Consider the following 17,312-nt stretch of genomic DNA (forward strand, 5'->3'; position numbering starts at 1 on the left):
ACGACCCGGACGCCGGCACCTCGGCGACCGACACGGCGGACACCACGGCGGACACCGCGACCGACACCACGGCGGACACCGCGACCGACACCACGGCGGACACCGCGACCGACACCACGGCGGACACGGCCACCGGCACGGAGACGGGCAGCGGCACGACAGGCACGTCCACGGTCGTCGCCTTCCGTCGCTCCGCGCCGGTCGGAGGACCGCCGGCGCCGGTGCCCGGGACCGGGCGGCGCGACGTCGAGGTCCGCGTCGGCGGGCGGGACGGAGCGCCGGTCGACGGGGTCGCGGTCGCCGTGCTCGACGGCGCCGGCCGCGAGATCGGCGCCGGCACCACGGACGCCCGGGGCGTCGTGACGGTGCAGGTCCCGGGGGCGGGCCAGTACGTCGTGGTCTCCTCGGCGCGGGACTACCAGCCCGGCGTCGCGACCTGTGCGGTCGCCGACGACCCGGCACGGGTGTCGCTGACGGTGAGCCGCTCGGCCGCGGTGCACGGCGTCGTCCGCACGGCGTCGGGGAGCGCGATGGCGGGTGTCGCGGTCACGCTGGAGCAGGACGGCGAGACCGTCGGCCGCGCCGACACCGGCACCGACGGCGGGTTCCGGATCGCCGACCTCGGTGCCGGCCACTACCTGCTGGCAGCCGGGACCGGTGCCGGTGCGGCGTCGCAGCCGCTGCACGTGACCGCCGAGGCCGACGTCGAGCAGGACCTGCGGATCGCCCGCTGATGGGCGCAACGAACGAGCCCGCGTCGACGAGGGAGTGATCGTGACCGATCACGTGGAGGGGCGCCTGACCGGCGTCGAGGGCGTCGACCTGTTCTGGCAGGGATGGTTGCCCGGCGGCGACCCGTCCGGGGTCCTGCTGCTCAGCCACGGCATCGGCGAGCACTCCGGTCGGTACCGCAACGTCGTCGACGAGCTCCTCGGCGACGGCTGGGCGGTCTACGGGCTCGACCACCGCGGGCACGGCCGCTCCGGTGGCACCCGGGTGCACGCCCGCCGCTACGACGACCTGGTCGCCGACCTCGAGACGTTCCGGGCGCTCGTCGCCGCGCGGCACCCCGGCCTCCCGGTGTTCCTGCTCGGGCACAGCCTGGGCGGTCAGATCGCGCTCGCCCACGCGCTCGCGCACCAGCGGGAGCTCTCCGGACTGGTCCTGTCCGCGCCTGCGCTGGCCAGCGACGTCGTTCCGTCCGCGCTGGTCCCGACGCTGCAGGTGCTCGCCCGGGTGCTGCCGACGGTCCGCCCGGTCGGCATCGACGCCACCAGGATCAGCCGCGACCCGCAGATCGTGCGCGACTACCAGGACGACCCGCTCGTGCACCACGGCAACCCGACGCTCGCACTCGGCGCCGCCGTCTACGCGCAGATGGATCTCCTGCCCGGGCGCGCCGGCGAGCTGCGGCTGCCGGTGCTCGTCCAGCACGGCACCGAGGACGCGCTCACCGACCCGCAGGGCACCAGCCGGTTCGAGGCCGCCTGCGGGTCCCCGGACACGACGGTGCGCTGGTACCCCGGGCTCTGGCACGAGATCTACAACGAGCCGGACCGCGCGCTGCCGCTGGGCGACCTGCGGGCGTGGCTCGGCGAGCACCGGGCCTCGGCGGCCGCCACCGCCTGAGCACCGCGGTCAGCCGGTCGGCAGCTCCCGGGCCGGGTCCATGTCGAACGCGACGTGGTCGACGACGGTCGTGAGCAGTGCCCGCCGCGGGAAGCCCATCGCCCGCAGCTGCCGTGCCATCGGGTGCCCGGTACCGGGCACCACGCGCCCGCCGGCGCCGACCCGGGTGCCGCGGGCCCGCATCCGCACCGGAGCGGCCAGCACGACGTCCCCGCGCGGCGCCAGCGCGGTCAGCGAGGCCGGGACGGTCAGTGGCAGCGCCGGCAGCGGCAGCGTGCGCAGGGCCGCGTCGAGCACCCGCCCGCCGTCACCGCCGTCGTCGAGCCGGCAGTCGACCCGCCCGCCTGCGATGTCGAGGTCGGCGCGGGCCAGCCACTTCGGCAGCCCCCACAGCGCGCGACCGGCCTCCATCGTGAACGTCTCGGTGACCGGCAGCTGCAGGACGTGCACGCCCCACCGGGACCCGGCAGGGCCGGTGTGGCGGACCGGGACCGCGACGCCGACCTCGTCGTAGGTGCCGAGGTCGTTGTCCCGGTAGACCACGAACATCACGAACACCGGCGTCCGGCCGAGCAGCGAGAACGGCTTCAGGTGCGTCCGGGCCGCGGCCAGCACGCCGCGGACCTGGCGGGTCGGGACGACGTGGGTGGACAGGCCGACACCGGCGTCCCGGATCCGCACCGGGAACGTGACGCGGTGCCCCTGGATCTCCCAGCTGCCGTCGTCGAGTCGTGTCGCCATGGACCGGAGTCTCCCGCGGGTGACTCCGGACGCGGTACGTGCCGGAGGGGTCGCGCCCGGCCCGGCGGGGCCACCGGGGGAGTGAGATCCTGCAGCAGGACACGGCGGACGGGGACGGCGAGGTGGCGCGACGGTGAGCGGTACCGACGGCGGGGCGGGGGCGCCCGTCGGCGTCCGGACGCTGCTCGAGGAGATCGACTGGGCCTCCAGCGCGGTCGGCCCGCGCGGGTCCTGGCCGCGCGAGCTCGAGGACACCGTCCGGTTCATGCTCGAGAGCCACCATCCGATGGTCGTCTGGTGGGGCGAGCGGCGCACCCTGTTCTACAACGATGCGTTCGTCCCGCTGTCCGGACTACGGCACCCGGACGGCTTCGGCGTCCCGCTGGACCGTTCCTGGCCGGAGGTCGCCGAGCACCTGGCCACGGAGCTGGCCGGGATCTTCGACGGCGCAGGCAGCGGCATCTTCCGGGAGGACGACCGGATCGTCCTGCACCGCCACGGCGTGGCCGAGGAGACCTACTGGCAGTACTCCAGCACGCCCGTGCGCGGTGCGTCCGGGGACGTGCTCGGCGTGATCACGATGATCACCGAGACCACGGGCAAGGTCGTCGGGGCCCGCCGCCTGCAGCTGCTCGCGGCGCTCGGGGAGATCGCCCGGGACGCCCCGTCGGAGGACGTGGTCGCGCAGCGGCTGGTCGCGGTGCTCGAACCGGCGGCGGCCGACATCGGCTGTGCCGTGCTCTACGACGAGCGCGGCGACGGGCCGGTCGTGCTGGCCGCCGTCGGCGTCGACGAGCCGCCCGCGGACTGGGCTCCCGCCGAGCTGCCCTTCGGTACCGACCCGGTCGAGTTCGTCACGATCGCGCCGGACGCCCCCGGCGACCCCGGGCCGTTCCGCGACCTCGTCCGCACCGTGCTGCGTGCCCCCGACGGGACGGCGGCCGGCGGGGTCACGCTGGCCGGCGCACCGATGATCACGATGGACGACGACTACCGCCTGTTCCTGCGGCTGGTGATCGGGCACATCGGTACGGCGGTGACGGTGGCCCGGGTCCAGGAGGCCGAGCGGACCCGCCGGGACGGGCTGGTCCGCAGCGAGCAGGCCCGCGCCGACCACTACGCGGGGCTCGGCGACGAGTTCCGCGGCCCGCTCACGCTGGTGCTCGGCCCGCTGGACCGGCTGCGCGAGCACGACGACCCGGCCGTGCGGACCGAGGTCGACCTGGCCCAGCGCAACGCGCAGCGGATCCTCAAGCTGGTCGACGGGCTGCTCGACGTGTCCACGCTGCAGAGCGGCCACCTGGAGGGGATGTACGCCCCGACCGAGCTCGGGACGTTTACCGGCGAGCTGGCCGCCGCCTTCGCTCCGGTCACCGAGCGCGCCGGACTGAGCCTGGACATCGACTGCCCCCCCACCGAGCGCCCGGTCTGGGTGGACCGGGACATGTGGGAGAAGGTCGTCCTCAACCTGCTCAGCAACGCCGTGAAGTTCACCCGCCACGGCGGGGTGCGGGTCGGGCTGGAGCTCTCCGGCGAGCAGGCCGTGCTCCGGGTGGCCGACACCGGGGCCGGCATCCCGGTCGACGAGGTCGACCTGGTCTTCGACCGGTTCCACCGCGTCCGCGACGGCCGGGGCCGCACCCATGAGGGCAGTGGGCTCGGCCTGTCGCTCGTGCAGCAGCTCGTCCGGTTGCACGGGGGCACCGTCGAGGTCCGCAGCACGCTCGGTACCGGCAGCACGTTCACGGTGTGGCTGCCGCTGGGGTTCGGCCACCTGCCCGCCGACCGGCTCGTCCGCTCGGGGGTCGGGACCCGGTCGACGCCCACGCTGGCCGCGCCGTACGTCGCCGAGGCGATGCGCTGGATGCCCGCGGAGCCCGCAGAGGGCACCGATCGCGCCGCGGCGGGCGTCGGGGTCGAGGGACTCATGCTCGAGCAGCGGGACCGGGTGCTGGTCGTCGACGACGACGCCGACATGCGCGGCTACCTGCGTGACCTGCTCTCCGAACGCTGGACCGTCCAGGTCGAGACGAACGGGTCCGACGCCCTCGACGCCGCCCGCACCGCCCCGCCCGCCCTCGTCGTCGCCGACGTCGCGCTGCCCGGGATCGACGGCATCGAGCTGCTGCGCGCGCTGCGCACCGACACCCGCACGGCGGGCGTGCCGGTGGTGCTGCTGTCGTCGCGGGCCGGTGAGGAGGCCGCGGTCGAGGGCTTCGCCGCCGGCGCCGACGACTACCTGGTCAAACCGTTCTCCTCGCGCGAGCTGCTGGCCCGGGTCGCCAACCACCTGCAGCTCGGCCGGGTCCGCCGGGCCGCGGAGCTGCAGTTCCGGGCGATGGCCGACTCCACGCCTGCGCTGATCTGGGTGGACGACCCGGGCGGGCACCGGGTGTTCGTCAACCGCGGGTGGCTGGACTTCACCGGGGCCGGCGACCCGGTCGGCGAGCTGGGGCTGGACTGGCGCCGCCGGATCCATCCCGACGACCGCGAGCGCTACCTGTCGGTGACCTCGGCCGCGGCACGCTCGTCGGCGCCGTTCGAGGTGGAGTACCGCCTGCTCAACGGGCAGGGCCGGTTCTGCTGGGTACTCGACCGCGGTGCACCGGTCGGCGACTCCGAGCGCTCCGCCGGCTACGTCGGTGGCTGCCTGGACATCGACGCCCAGCACCGCGAGCAGCGCCGGCACCGGATCTACTCCGAGGTCGGCGAGTCCCTGGAACGCGAGATCACCCGCACCGGACGGACCGACCAGCTCGCGCGGGCCGTCGTCGACGAGGGGCTGGCCGACGTCGCGCTCGTGCACGAGGCCGCGCCCGACGAGCCGATGGGCACGCTCGCCGTCGCGGCCGCCCAGCCGTCACGGGAGTCCGCGCTGTGGCAGCTCGGCCCGCTGATGCCGATCGACGGGCCGGCCGGGCACCAGCCGATCGGGCCGGACCGGCTGGCCGCCGTCCTCGAAGGCCTGCCAGCCGAGCAGCGCGACGTGTGGGATCGGTTGCGGGTCCGCTCCGTGCTCGTCGTGCCGCTGCCCGCGCGGGGGCGCACCAGCGCCCGGCTGACCGTGGCGCGCTGCGACCCGGGCGAGGACTACACCGCCGACGACCTCGACCTGGTCTCCGAGATCGGGCGACGTGCCGGGCTCGCGGTGGACAACGCCCGGCTGCTGGAGCAGGAGCGCGCCTCGGCGCAGCGGCTCGGCCTGATGCACCGGGGCACCGCGCAGATGTCCGCGGCGGCCACCCCGGGCGAGGTCGCGGCGATCGCGGCCGACCACATCGTCGAGCTGCTCGACGCGGACTACGCCGGGGTGTGGCAGCTGCGCGGGGAGTGGCTGCGCGCGCTGACCGGGTACGGGTGGGACGACGGTCTGTGGCGCCGCGCCGGGCGGCTGCCCACCGACTCGTCGACGGCCTTCGGCGACGTCCTGCGCGACCGCGAGCCGATGTGGATGTCCACCGGGTCCGAGTGGGCGGCCCGCTACCCGGCGCAGATCGGCCTGGTGCCGGAGCAGTCGCAGACGCTCGGCTACATGCCGCTGGTCGCCGGTGGCCGCTCGCTGGGGGTGCTGGCGGTCGGGTTCGCGCGACCGCGCCGGCTCTCCGACGCGGAGCGGGAGGCAGCGGTGGCCGTCGCCGAGCTGGCCGCGCAGGCACTCGACCGGGCGTCGATGCTCGACGTGGAGACCGAGGCCCGGCGGATGGCCGAGCGGCTCGGCGCGATCGCGGCGGCGCTGTCGCGGGCGACCGACCTGGAGTCGGTCGCGGAGGTGATCGTCGAGCACGGCCGCTCCTCGGTGCAGGCCGACGCCGTCGTGCTGCTGGCGGTCGACGACGCCGGCGCACCGGCCCCGCTCGCCTCCGACGGCTGGCCGGACGACCCCGCCCGGGCCGAGGGCGGCACGCCCGGCCGCGGTCACCCGCTGAACAGGGCGGTGACCACCGGCGAACCGATCTGGAACGCCGAGGCGCCCCGGGGTCAGGCCTACCCGGTGCAGACCGCGGTGCCGCTGATGGTGGCCGCCCGCCCGATCGGCGTGCTCGGGTTCCGCTTCGGCTCGGACCCGACCTGGACCGCCGAGCAGCGCAGCTTCGTGCAGACCCTGGCCAGCCAGTGCGCCCAGGCGATCGTGCGGGCCCAGCTGCACCAGGCCGAGCACGAGGTCGCGGTGACCCTGCAGCGCAGCCTGCTCCCGCAGAGCCTGCCCGAGCTGGACCGGATGTCGCTGGCCACCCGCTACCGGCCGGGTACCCAGGGCACCGAGGCCGGCGGCGACTGGTTCGACGTGCTGGCCCTCGACGACGGGCGGGTCGCGCTGGTGGTCGGCGACGTCGTCGGGCGCGGGCCGTCGGCCGCGGCCGTGATGGGCCAGCTGCGCAGCGCCGTCGCGGCGAACCTGGTCAACGGCCAGTCCCCGGCCGGCGCGCTGGAGCAGCTCGACCACTTCGCGCTGCGGGTCACCGGCGCGATGGCCAGCACCGTCGCCGTCGTGGTGATCGACTGTGAGATCGGCGATCTCTGCTACGCCAGCGCCGGGCACCCGCCGCCGCTGCTGGCCGGGCCGGGCGGCGTCCGCACCCTGGACCAGGGCCGCGGGGTGCCGCTGGGCATCTCCGGGCGGCCGTCGTTCCAGGAGGCCTCGGACCGGATCGAGCCCGGCGAGACGATCCTGCTCTGCTCGGACGGGCTCTTCGAGCGCCGCGACGAGGTCATCGACGACGGGCTGGCCCGTCTCGCCGCCGCGTTCGGCGACCTGTCCGGATCACAGCCCCGGGACATGGCCGACGCGCTGCTGACCCGGATGTCCGAGGGCGCGGACACGATCCCGGACGACACCGTCGTCCTCGTCGCCCGCAGGATGCCGGCGGCGCTGAGCCTCGAGCTCGACGCCGACCCGACCCGGCTGTCCCCGCTGCGGCGCACGATCGGGGCGTGGTGCGACGCCTGCGGGATGGGCCAGGACGCGCGCAGCGACCTGCAGCTCACCGTCGGCGAGGCCGTCACGAACGCGATCGAGCACGCCTACCTGGGCGGCCCGGGACCGGACGGGACGCCGGGGGTGGCGCTCGAGCTGGCCCTGCGCTCGGACGGGTCGGTCGAGGTCCGCGTCGCCGACCGCGGTCGCTGGCGCCCTCCGCCTGCCGACCCCGGATACCGGGGACGCGGGATCGCGCTGATCCGCGAGCTCGCCGAGCACCTGGTCGTCGAACCGTCGGACGAGGGCACCTCGGTGCGTTTCCGGCTCCCCTCGATCCCGGTCGAGGTCGGGAAGCCGGGTGGGGGGCCGCCGGTGGAGTTCGTGGCCGGCGAGCCGGAGCCGGAGCGAGCGGAGCCGGACGGGGACGCCGCGGCGCGGGCCGACCCGACGCGGCTGCGGGCCGCGCCGGACCCGCACGGTGTCCGGATCACCGTCGTCGGCGACCTGGACCTGCAGGGGGTGGCCGCGATCCGCGCGGCGCTGATGGGCCATCTCGGCGGCGGCCTCCCGGTGACGCTGAACCTGAGCCGGGACGCGTTCGTCAGCAGCGCCGGGATCGCCCTGCTCTCCGAGGTGTCGCGGCGGGTGCGCGACGAGGGCACGACGCTGTCGCTGGTGGCCCCGGCCGGCAGCCAGGCCCGCCGCGCCCTGGTCCTGTCCGGACTGGACTCGGTGATCGGGCTCTCCGACGACGCGTGAGGTGCTGCGCGAGCTGTCCGGACAGCGTCCGTCGCCGCACCCGCTCCTCCCGTGCGCTGGACGGGCGATTGAGATCAGCGCAGGAGATATGATGATATGGCGACGTGGTTCTCGCGTGGTTTCTCGGCCCCATCTGGGAGTCGCGTCGTGCTGACCACTTCGACCAGGCCTGTCGACCGAGCTGAGTCCCCGACCCGCTCGTTTCCGACCGTGTACTGGAGAGTCCCTTCGTGTCCGCGCCCGTCCGTGCGTCCCGTCCTGCCGCTTCCGCCGCTCGATCCACCTCCCGCCGGGGCACCGTCCGGCCGCTCCGTTCCACCGCCCCGACGCCTCATGACCTCGACGACCTGCGTGAGCTGACCCGCGAGATCGCCGCCGAGGTCCGCGCCGGGCAGCACGAGGTGGTGATCGACCCGGAGCGCCGTTGGTACCGGCTGCTGCGCAGCGACGGCCTGCTCGACGTATGGCTGATCAGCTGGGCCACCGAGCAGATCGCCGAGCTGCACGACCACGCCGGGTCCCTCGGCGCGATGACGGTCGTGTCCGGCGCCCTGACCGAGCGCCGCTGGACCGCGACCGGCGGGCTGCGCACCCGCACGCTGCGCGCCGAGCGCGGCGCGGGCTTCCCGCTCGGGCACGTGCACGACGTGGCCAACCCGGCCCGCGAGCCGGCGGTCAGCGTGCACGCCTACTCGCCGCCGCTCTCGGCGATGTCCTACTACGACGTGGAGAACGTTCCCGGCGGAGCCGGTCAGCAACGGCTGCGCAGGCTGCGCACCGAGCTGGTCGAGGCCGGACAGGGCGTCGGATGAGCACCGTCGCCGACCTGCTGGCCGCCGCCCGCGCCCGCCTGGACCGTCCGGACCCCGTCCGGGCCGCCGAGCTGGCCGAGCGCGGCGCGATCCTGGTCGACACCCGCCCGGGCTGGCAGCGCGCCGAGGAGGGCTCGCTGCCCGGCGCGCTGGTCATCGAGCGCAACCACCTGGAGTGGCGTCTGGACCCGGCCTCGGACGCCCGGATCCCGGAGGCGGTCGACCACGACGTCACCTGGATACTGTTCTGCTCCGAGGGCTACAGCTCCAGCCTCGCCGCGGCGTCGCTGCAGGACCTGGGCCTGCGCAACGCCACCGACGTCGACGGCGGCTTCCGCGCCTGGAAGGCCGCCGGCCTGCCTACCGCGCCGGGCTGACCGGCTCCGGGCCCCGCCCGTCGAGATAGCCGACGACGAGCGCGGTGAGCTCGTCGACGATCTCGTCCCGGTCGACCGGAGGCGCCTCCAGCACGTAGCTGATCGTGACGTGCTCGACGGTGCGCACCACGATCCAGGCCACCGCACCCACCGGGCGTCCGCCTGCGGCGCCCGGCCGGGCGCGCAGGGCGGTGGCGGCCAGCTCGTCGATCCGGCGGGCGAACCGGGTCCGCCGGTCCGCCCCGTCCCGCGGCAGCTGTTCGACCAGCACCCGGAGCAGGCCGGGGTGCTCGCCGAACGCGTCCAGCAGCGCGACGAGGGTGCGCCGGACCGACTCCGGCGCGCCGGGGGCGTCGAGGGTGTCCAGGAACGCGCGCGCGATGCGAGCCTCCAGGCCGTCGACGTAGCGGTCGAGGACCTCGGCCAGCACCGCGTCCTTGTCCGGGAAGTACTGGTAGAGCGAGCCCGGGCTGATCCCGGCGGCCTCGGCTACCCGGTTCGTGGACGCGCCCTCGTAGCCGCGATCGAGCAGCACGGCGCGCCCGGCGTCGAGGATGCGCTCGACCATCGCACGGGACCGGTCCTGGCGGGGTTCGCGCCGCGTGCGGGGCCTGCGGGTCATCGCGGCGAGTCGTCCGCGAACGCGAATTGAACGCGAGTGATCGCTCGTGTCAGCATCGGTGTCATGGTCGCACAGCCGATGGAACCGCAGGTCGCAGCGCCGAGGTACCCGCGCCGATTCCGCGCGGCACCGGCCCGCAACGAGCGGATCGCGCGCCCGCTGCGCCTGCTCGGCAGGGTCGGCACACCGGACCCCGTCCAGGAGGACCTGCTCGGACGCCGGATGTTCGCCCGGGACGAGACCGGCGCCGCGCTGGTCGCGGCGATGGGCCGGGACCGGCCCGCGGCGCAGCGGGTCACGATGGGCGCGCTGCGGACGGCCCTGGCGCAGGGCGTGGACGCCGTGCCGGACGCGCCGCCCGCGCTGCGGGAGTTCTTCGCCGTCGTCGACGCCGAGCCGGACTGGCTCGACCGCGACCTGCTGGAGCGTGGCGGGCGGGCGATCCGCCGGTTCGGCCGCACCGCCGACGACGTGCTGCTGCAGCTCTCGCTGATCGGTGGCTACCGCTACGGCGGCCCGACCGAGCTGCTGGTGGCCACCGGCGGCCTCACCGGTGCCTCGGCCATGCGCCGCCTGGCCGAGACCCGGCAGTGGGCGCGCGCGGTGAGCGCGCCCGGCGGAATGCGCCGCGACGGTGAGGGCTTCCGGCTCACCGTGCACGTGCGGGCGATGCACGCCCTGGTCGACCAGCGCTTCGAGACCAACGGCCGGTGGGACACCGAGCGGTGGGGGCTGCCGGTCAACCGCTCGGACACCGCGGGCACCCTCGGGCTGTTCAACAGCACCCTGCTGCTCGGGGTGCGGCTGCTCGGCGTCGTGGTGACCCCGCAGGAGTCCCGGGCGGTGATGCACCTGTGGAGGTACGTGGGGTGGCTGCTGGGGGTCGACGAGGACTGGCTCTTCGACACCGAGCGGGAGCAGAACGCGTTCAACTACCACCTGCTGCGGGTGCAGGACACGGTGACGCCCGCCGGTGCCGAGCTCGCCACGGCCCTGGTCGACGGCGAGCTCACGCTCGAGCGCGGCCGGTTCTCCGCCCTGCGCGGGCGCTACGCGCGCCTGCGGCTGCTGTCCATGCTGCGCTTCTTCCTGGGCGCGCAGGGCATGCGCGACCTGGGTCTTCCGGTGACACCGCCGTGGGCCGTCCCGCCCACCGTGGTGCGCAACCTGCTGCGCAGCGGACTGCTGGGACGCACCCGGGCGGGCCGTCGGCGGCTGGAGCGCACCGGTGACGCGGCCGTCGCGCGGGAGCTGGCGCTGCGCCGGGGCGACGCACCGGCCGGCGTCGCCCCGCTGCCGGACTGAGCAGCCGGCTCAGGTGAAGGCGCTGATGCCGGTCACGTCGCGGCCGACGATCAGAGTCTGGATCGTCTCGGTGCCCTCGAACGTGTGGATCGCCTCGATGTCGGCCCAGTGCCGCACGACGTGGTGCTCGAGCAGGATGCCGTTGCCGCCCAGCAGGTCACGTGCCTCGGACAGGATCGACCGCGCGGTGGACGTGTTGTTCATCTTGGCGAGCCCGGCGATGGTCGGGGAGAGCTTCCCGGCGTCGGCCAGGCGCCCGATCTGCATGCAGTAGAGCTGCATGCCGGTCAGGTCGGCGAGCATCTTCACCAGCCGCTGCTGCACGATCTGGAACGACGCCAGCGGCTTGCCGAACTGGGTGCGTTCCTTCGCGTAGCGCAGCGCGGCGTCGTAGCCGGCCGTCGCGTGCCCGAGCGCCATCCACGCGCAGATCCCGCGGGTGTTGGCCAGCACGCGACCGCAGTCGGCGAACGAGCGGGCGAACTCGAGCCGGTTCTCGTCCGGCACCCGGACGTCGCGCAGCTCGATGTCGGCCTGCCACAGCGCGCGCAGCGACACCTTGCCCGGGATGACGGTGGCCGTGTACCCCTGCGCCGGGGTCTCCACGACGAACCCGAGCACCTCGCCGGAGTCGGTGTCCCGGGCCCAGACGATCACCAGGTCGGCGACGCTGCCGTTGCCGATCCAGCGCTTCGATCCGTTGATCACCCAGTGGTCGCCCTCGCGCCGTGCGGTGGTCTCCAGCGCGATCGAGTCGGACCCGTGGTCGGGCTCGGTGAGGGCGAACGCACCCAGCTTGTCCATCGTCGACATGGCGGGCAGCCAGCGTTGCTTCTGCTCCTCGGACCCGCACATCGCGATCGACTGCATGGCCAGGCCCGAGTGCACCCCGAGGAACGTGCCCAGCGACCCGTCCCCGCGGTGCAGCTCCATGTGCACCAGCCCGACCGAGAGCGGGCTCATCCCGGCCGCCCCGTATCCGACGATGTCGTCGCCGACGATGTCGAGCTCGCCGAGGCGCCGGAACAGGTGCCAGGGCAGCTCGGCCGAGTCCCAGTACCGGTTGATGTCCGGCAGGACCTCGTGGTCGACGAACTTGCGCACGTTCATGAACCGCTGCCACTGCTCGTCGGTGAACTGGTCCTGCACCGAGAAGAAGTCGGTGCCCAGAGCCTCGCCGAGCTCGGTGTACGGGGTGGTCACGGGAGCTCCTCAGGAGTTGCGGAGCCTGATCCTGACATTCCCGGCGCCCGAGCGCCCTCCTTGCGGCGCCGGCGTGCCTCAGGGGCCGGTCGGGCGCGGTTGTCGGGTGGCCGAGGTGAGCTGGCTCGCCCGCTGATAGGAGACGTGCAGCACTCGCCCCAACTCGCGTACCGACATCCCGGTCCGCTTCAGCTCGAGCGCCGCCGACCGAAGCTCGGCTGCTGCCTCGGCCCGCGCTGTCAGCTCCGCCGACCGCGCACGCTCGACACGATCGAGCTTGTGGCGCACCGACTCCGGTAGCTCCACCGTGACGTCGATGTCGAAACCGGCCGCGTCCTGCCCGGTCATCACCGCGACGAGGTCGCGTGCCATCGTCTCGATCTCATCGACCGAGCGGGCCTGCGTGTACCGCTGCACCTCCGGGACGTGGACGAGCCAGAACCCCCCGTCCCGCGTGGCGTGCGCGGCGGGCCGAGGCCGCTCGCATCGCCTACGCCTTCACGAGACAGAACGGGTGCCCGACCGGGTCGAGGTAGACGCGGAAGTTGTCCGGCATCGGCTGGACGTCGTGCTTGCGGGCGCCGAGGGCGAGCAGGGCCCGCTCGCCCTCGTCGAGATCGGGGACGTCGAAGTCGGGATGGGCCTGCTGCGGGTGCTCCTGGCCGGGCCACTCCGGTGCCCGGAACCCGTCGACCTTCTGGAAGGCCAGCGTCGCGCCGGCGCCGCCGGTGTCGAGCTGGACCCACTCGTCGTGGTCCTGCGGCGCCGGCGGCCAGCCGGTGACCGCGGAGTAGAACCGCGCCAGCTCCAGGGGGTCCGGGCAGTCGAGGGCGAACAGGGCGAACGTGGCGATGCGGGTGCTCATGGGTCGACGGTAGAACGCGACACCGACATTTCGAGGAAGATCCTCAGCGAGGAAGATCGTCGATGGCCCGCCGGACCCGCTTGACCGACACGGGGTAGCGGGTCCGCATCGGGTGCGCGTACAGCGAGACCCGCAGCTCCTCGATCATCCAACCGATCTCGCGCAGCTCCGGTGAGGGTTCGAACCCGGTCGGCAGCTCGGCGAGCAGCTCGTCGTACTCGTCGGCGACGCTGCGCACCTCGGCCGTCCACTGTCCGTCCCGCTCGGCGCCGTTGCGGAGCTTGTCCAGCCGTACCTCGACCGCCTGCAGGTAGCGCTTCACGTCGCCGAGCCTCGTCGCCCCGGCCTCGGTGACGAAACCCGGCCCGACCAGCCGCTCCAGCTGCGCCACGACGTCGGCAACCCCGGCCCGCACCAGCGGGCCCTTCAGGTCGGAGAGCTGACGCTGCACCCGGTGCCACACCTCGAGCACTCCGCGGACCGCGCCGAGCACCTCGAGCGTGGTCGCGCCCAGGCGCATCCGCAGCAGCTCGGACAACCGCGCGAACTGCGTCTCGTCCCAGGCGGGGCCGCCGCCGCGGGTGACGAGATGGTCGGCGGCGGCGCTCACGCAGTCGGTGAGCATCGCGTCGACGGAACCGTGCGGGTTGCGCGAGAGCGTGAGCTTCTCGGCGTTGCTCAGGCCGCGCTGCACCTGCTTGACCGGCGACGGTGCACCGAGCAGCAGCAGCCGTCGCAGCCCGCGCCGGTGCGCCGGGTCACGCTCGGCGGCCGTCGCGAACACCCGGACGTCGACCGTCTTCCCGCGGTCCACGAGTCCTGGATAGCCGGTGACGACGTGGTCGCCGCGCCGGATCGGATGCTCGCGCGGCAGGTCGCCGATCGACCACGTGGTCAGCCCGGTCCGCTCGATGTCGGTGCCGGCGGCGGCCAGCTCCCGGCGGACCTGCGGGGCCAGCTGCACACGCAGGGCCTCCAGGTCGGTGCCTCTGGCCAGCTCGTTCCCGTTCTCGTCGAGAGCGCGGAAAGTCACGGTGAGGTGTTCGGGGAGCCGTTCGAGCTCCCAGTCCTCGCGCCGGATCTCGACGTTGCGCATCCGGCCCAGCTCGCGCTCCAGGCCGTCGAGCAGGGGCTCGTCGGTCCGGTCCCGCAACCGGGCCAGTGCCGCCTTCGCATGATCGGGCGCGGGGGAGAAGTTGCGCCGCAGCGTCCGCGGCAGGGTCTTGATCAGCGCGGTGACCAGCTCCTCGCGCAGCCCGGGCACCTGCCAGGTGAACGGCGTCGGGTCGACCTGGTGCAGCGCCGCGACCGGCACGTCGACCGTCACGCCGTCGCCCTGCTGCCCCGGCTCGAACGCGTACGAGAGCGGCAGCGTCAGCCCGCCCGCGGCCAGGTGGTCCGGGTAGGCGTCGCGGTTGACCGCGCGCGCGGCCTCGGTGGCCAGCATGTCCTCGGTGTAGGCGAGCAGGTCGGGGTTGCGGCGCTGCTCCTTGCGCCACCAGGAGTCGAAGTGCCGCCCGGACACCACGCTCGCCGGGACCCGCTCGTCGTAGTACTCGTAGAGCGTGTCCTCGTCGACGACCAGGTCGCGGCGGCGGGCGCGGTGCTCGAGCTCCTCGGCGTCGTCGAGCAGCTCGCGGTTGGCGTGGAAGAACGGGTGCCGGGTCTCCCAGTCGCCCTCGACCAGCGCGTGGCGCAGGAACAGCTCGCGCGAGACCTCGGGGTCGATCCGGCCGTAGTCGACGGCCCGGTCGGAGACCAGCGGGATGCCGTGCAGCGTCACCCGCTCGGTTGCGACGGCCGACGCGCGCTTGCGTGACCAGCGCGGTTCCGAATACGTCTTCCTGACGAGATGTTGTGCGAGCGGCTCGATCCAGTCCGGGTCGACCGGCGCGACCGTGCGGGCCCAGAGCCGCGTCGTCTCGACCAGCTCGGCGGCCATCGCCCAGCGCGGCGGTTTGCGCGCCAGCGACGAGCCGGGCCAGATCGCGAACTTCGCCCCGCGGGCACCGAGGTACTCCTTGAGTCCGCGACGCTCCCCCTTCGATCTGTCGGCGGGGTCCTTGCGGTCCTTCTTCTCCGCGGCCGGGTCGAGCAGTCCGACCTGGGACAGCAGCCCGGACAGCAGCGCCTGGTGGATCTTGTCCGCGCTCTCCGCCCAATCGGCGCTCGCGTCGTTCGCGCTCATCCCCGCCCCGCGGGCGGCCTGACGGAGCTGACCGTGCAGGTCCCACCACTCGCGCACGCGCAGGTAGTGCAGGAAGTCGTCCCGGATCTCGCGGCGGAACTTGCTGCCGCTCAGGGCGTCCCGGCGCTCGTTCAGGTGGTCCCAGAGGCGCAGGTAGGCCAGGAAGTCGGAGCCGTCGACGGAGAACCGTGCGTGCTTGGCGTCCGCGGCCTGACGCTGTTCGACGGGCCGTTCGCGCGGGTCCTGCACGCTCAGCGCGGCCGTGATGACCAGCACCTCGCGCAGGCAGCCGACCCGGTTCGCCTCGACCAGCATCCGGCCCAGGCGCGGGTCCACCGGCAGTCGGGACAGTGCCTGACCGACCGCCGTCAGCGACGTCTTTCCCGCCTCCGTGCTGCTGGTTCGACCGGCGGCCGCCGGGCTCACGGCGCCGAGCTCGTGAAGCAGCGCCAGCCCGTCGTCGATCGATCGCCGGTCCGGGGGCTCGACGAACGGGAACGCCGAGATCTCGCCGAGGTCCAGCGCGATCATCTGCAGGACGACCGAGGCCAGGTTGGTGCGCAGGATCTCCGGATCGGTGAACTCGGGGCGGGCGTCGAAGTCGTCCTCGGCGTAGAGGCGGATCGCGATGCCGTCGCTGGTCCGCCCGCAGCGGCCGGCGCGCTGGTTCGCGCTGGCCTGCGAGATCTTCTCGATCGGCAGCCGCTGCACCTTGAGCCGGCGCGAGTAGCGCGAGATCCGGGCGGTGCCGGTGTCGACGACGTAGCGGATCCCGGGCACGGTCAACGACGTCTCGGCGACGTTCGTGGCCAGCACGACCCGGTTGCCGGTGTGGGCCTGCCAGACCCGCTGCTGCTCGGCCGTGGACAGACGTGCGTACAACGGCAGGATCTCGGTGTTGCGGAAGTTGCGGCGTTCCAGCGCGTCGGCCGTGTCGCGGATCTCCCGCTCGCCGGGCAGGAACACCAGCACGTCGCCCGGACCCTCGCGCTGCAGCTCCGCGACGGCGTCACCGATCGCGTCGAGCTCCTCGCGGTCCGGGTCGGCGTCCGGATCGTCCGGGTCGACGACGGGCCGGTACCGCACCTCGACCGGGTAGGTCCGCCCCGACACCTCGACGATCGGTGCCGGCTGCTCCGGGGTGCCGAAGTGCGTCGCGAAGCGCTCCGGGTCGATCGTCGCCGAGGTGATGACGACCTTGAGATCCGGACGGCGGGGGAGCAGCCGGGTCAGGTAGCCGAGGATGAAGTCGATGTTGAGGCTGCGCTCGTGCGCCTCGTCGATGATCAGCGTGTCGTAGCGGGTGAGGTCCTTGTCGCCGGCCAGCTCGGCCAGCAGGATCCCGTCGGTCATGAGCTTGACCAGGGTGGACTCGCCGACCTGGTCGGTGAACCGCACCTTCCAGCCGACCGCGCCGCCGAGCTCGACGCCCAGCTCCTCGGCGATCCGGGCCGCGACCGTGCGCGCGGCCAGGCGCCGCGGCTGGGTGTGGCCGATCATGCCGTGCACGCCGCGGCCGAGCTCCAGGCAGATCTTGGGCAGCTGGGTGGTCTTCCCGGAGCCGGTCTCGCCGGCGACGATCACGACCTGGTTGTCCCGGATCGCGTCGGCGATCTCCTCGCGGCGCGCGCTGACCGGCAGCGTGGGCGGGTAGGTGATCGTCGGGAACGCCTCGCGGCGGCGCTGCAGCCGGTGCTCGGCGGAGGTCACCGACTGCGCGACGCGGTGCTGGGCGCGACCGTCGCGGGCGCGGCGCAGGCGGTGCCGAAGCCGCTGCGCCTCGGCGGGGCCCAGCGCGTCGATCCGCTCGCCGAGAGCCTGCAGCTCCGCAGGCCCGAGCTCGGGCTCGTCCGGTGCGGCTGCCTCCCGCTCCGGTGCACGAACGGGGCTCTC

12 protein-coding genes are annotated in these 17,312 nt (G+C 74.1%); 6 read left to right on the plus strand and 6 right to left on the minus strand.

Annotated elements, in window-relative coordinates; genetic code table 11:
• A partial coding sequence (locus tag I4I78_RS17070; protein ID WP_218612331.1) for a carboxypeptidase regulatory-like domain-containing protein occupies nucleotides 1–734 on the plus strand: 734 nt, incomplete at its 5' end.
• A 40-nt stretch (nucleotides 735–774) separates the two neighbouring features.
• Nucleotides 775–1,629 carry an alpha/beta hydrolase gene (locus tag I4I78_RS17075; protein ID WP_308252176.1) on the plus strand — a complete coding sequence of 285 codons (855 nt, stop codon included), beginning with the start codon at nucleotides 775–777 and terminating at the stop codon, nucleotides 1,627–1,629.
• Nucleotides 1,630–1,638: 9 nt separating this feature from the next.
• Here the strand turns inward: I4I78_RS17075 and I4I78_RS17080 are convergent, their stop codons facing one another.
• Nucleotides 1,639–2,370 (minus strand): acetoacetate decarboxylase family protein, encoded by a 732-nt coding sequence (locus I4I78_RS17080; RefSeq protein WP_218612333.1) that lies wholly within the window; start codon nucleotides 2,368–2,370, stop codon nucleotides 1,639–1,641.
• Between the two features lie 133 nt (nucleotides 2,371–2,503).
• Between I4I78_RS17080 and I4I78_RS17085 the strand changes: the two genes are divergently transcribed.
• From I4I78_RS17085 to I4I78_RS17095, 3 genes are all read left to right on the plus strand, one after another.
• On the plus strand, nucleotides 2,504–8,047 hold the full coding sequence (locus tag I4I78_RS17085) for a SpoIIE family protein phosphatase (protein WP_218612334.1): 5,544 nt from the start codon (nucleotides 2,504–2,506) through the stop codon (nucleotides 8,045–8,047).
• A 230-nt stretch (nucleotides 8,048–8,277) separates the two neighbouring features.
• A complete protein-coding gene (locus tag I4I78_RS17090) occupies nucleotides 8,278–8,859 on the plus strand; it encodes a cysteine dioxygenase family protein (RefSeq protein ID WP_218612335.1) in 582 nt (193 codons plus the stop codon).
• Complete coding sequence (locus tag I4I78_RS17095) at nucleotides 8,856–9,236, plus strand: rhodanese-like domain-containing protein (protein ID WP_218612336.1); 381 nt, start codon at nucleotides 8,856–8,858, stop codon at nucleotides 9,234–9,236. The genes I4I78_RS17090 and I4I78_RS17095 overlap by 4 nt, the downstream gene beginning before the upstream one ends.
• Here I4I78_RS17095 and I4I78_RS17100 read toward each other — a convergent pair.
• On the minus strand, nucleotides 9,220–9,804 hold the full coding sequence (locus I4I78_RS17100) for a TetR/AcrR family transcriptional regulator (RefSeq protein WP_218612337.1): 585 nt from the start codon (nucleotides 9,802–9,804) through the stop codon (nucleotides 9,220–9,222). The two genes, I4I78_RS17095 and I4I78_RS17100, sit on opposite strands and share 17 nt — an antisense overlap.
• A 117-nt stretch (nucleotides 9,805–9,921) precedes the next feature.
• Between I4I78_RS17100 and I4I78_RS17105 the strand changes: the two genes are divergently transcribed.
• A complete protein-coding gene (locus I4I78_RS17105; RefSeq protein ID WP_218612338.1) occupies nucleotides 9,922–11,163 on the plus strand; it encodes an oxygenase MpaB family protein in 1,242 nt (413 codons plus the stop codon).
• A 9-nt stretch (nucleotides 11,164–11,172) separates the two neighbouring features.
• On the opposite strand, the gene I4I78_RS17110 is transcribed toward I4I78_RS17105, so the two are convergent.
• From I4I78_RS17110 to hrpA, 4 genes are all read right to left on the minus strand, one after another.
• A complete protein-coding gene (locus tag I4I78_RS17110; protein ID WP_308252177.1) occupies nucleotides 11,173–12,366 on the minus strand; it encodes an acyl-CoA dehydrogenase family protein in 1,194 nt (397 codons plus the stop codon).
• Nucleotides 12,367–12,444: 78 nt separating this feature from the next.
• Complete coding sequence (locus tag I4I78_RS17115) at nucleotides 12,445–12,738, minus strand: hypothetical protein (protein WP_218612339.1); 294 nt, start codon at nucleotides 12,736–12,738, stop codon at nucleotides 12,445–12,447.
• 118 nt (nucleotides 12,739–12,856) lie between these two features.
• Complete coding sequence (locus I4I78_RS17120) at nucleotides 12,857–13,231, minus strand: VOC family protein (RefSeq protein WP_218612340.1); 375 nt, start codon at nucleotides 13,229–13,231, stop codon at nucleotides 12,857–12,859.
• A 43-nt stretch (nucleotides 13,232–13,274) separates the two neighbouring features.
• Nucleotides 13,275–17,243, minus strand: coding sequence for an ATP-dependent RNA helicase HrpA (gene hrpA, locus I4I78_RS17125; protein ID WP_218612342.1), 3,969 nt, complete (start codon nucleotides 17,241–17,243; stop codon nucleotides 13,275–13,277).
• Nucleotides 17,244–17,312: the final 69 nt, after the last annotated feature.

The organism is Pseudonocardia sp. KRD291 (genome assembly GCF_019263595.1).
Lineage (GTDB): Bacteria > Actinomycetota > Actinomycetes > Mycobacteriales > Pseudonocardiaceae > Pseudonocardia.

Coding starts and splice junctions, on each gene's coding strand:
- I4I78_RS17080 (WP_218612333.1), bottom strand. CDS start 2,370: ATGGCGACACGACTCGACGACGGCAGCTGGGAGATCCAGGGGCACCGC.
- I4I78_RS17095 (WP_218612336.1), top strand. CDS start 8,856: ATGAGCACCGTCGCCGACCTGCTGGCCGCCGCCCGCGCCCGCCTGGAC.
- I4I78_RS17100 (WP_218612337.1), bottom strand. CDS start 9,804: ATGGTCGAGCGCATCCTCGACGCCGGGCGCGCCGTGCTGCTCGATCGC.
- I4I78_RS17105 (WP_218612338.1), top strand. CDS start 9,922: ATGGTCGCACAGCCGATGGAACCGCAGGTCGCAGCGCCGAGGTACCCG.
- I4I78_RS17115 (WP_218612339.1), bottom strand. CDS start 12,738: ATGGCACGCGACCTCGTCGCGGTGATGACCGGGCAGGACGCGGCCGGT.
- I4I78_RS17120 (WP_218612340.1), bottom strand. CDS start 13,231: ATGAGCACCCGCATCGCCACGTTCGCCCTGTTCGCCCTCGACTGCCCG.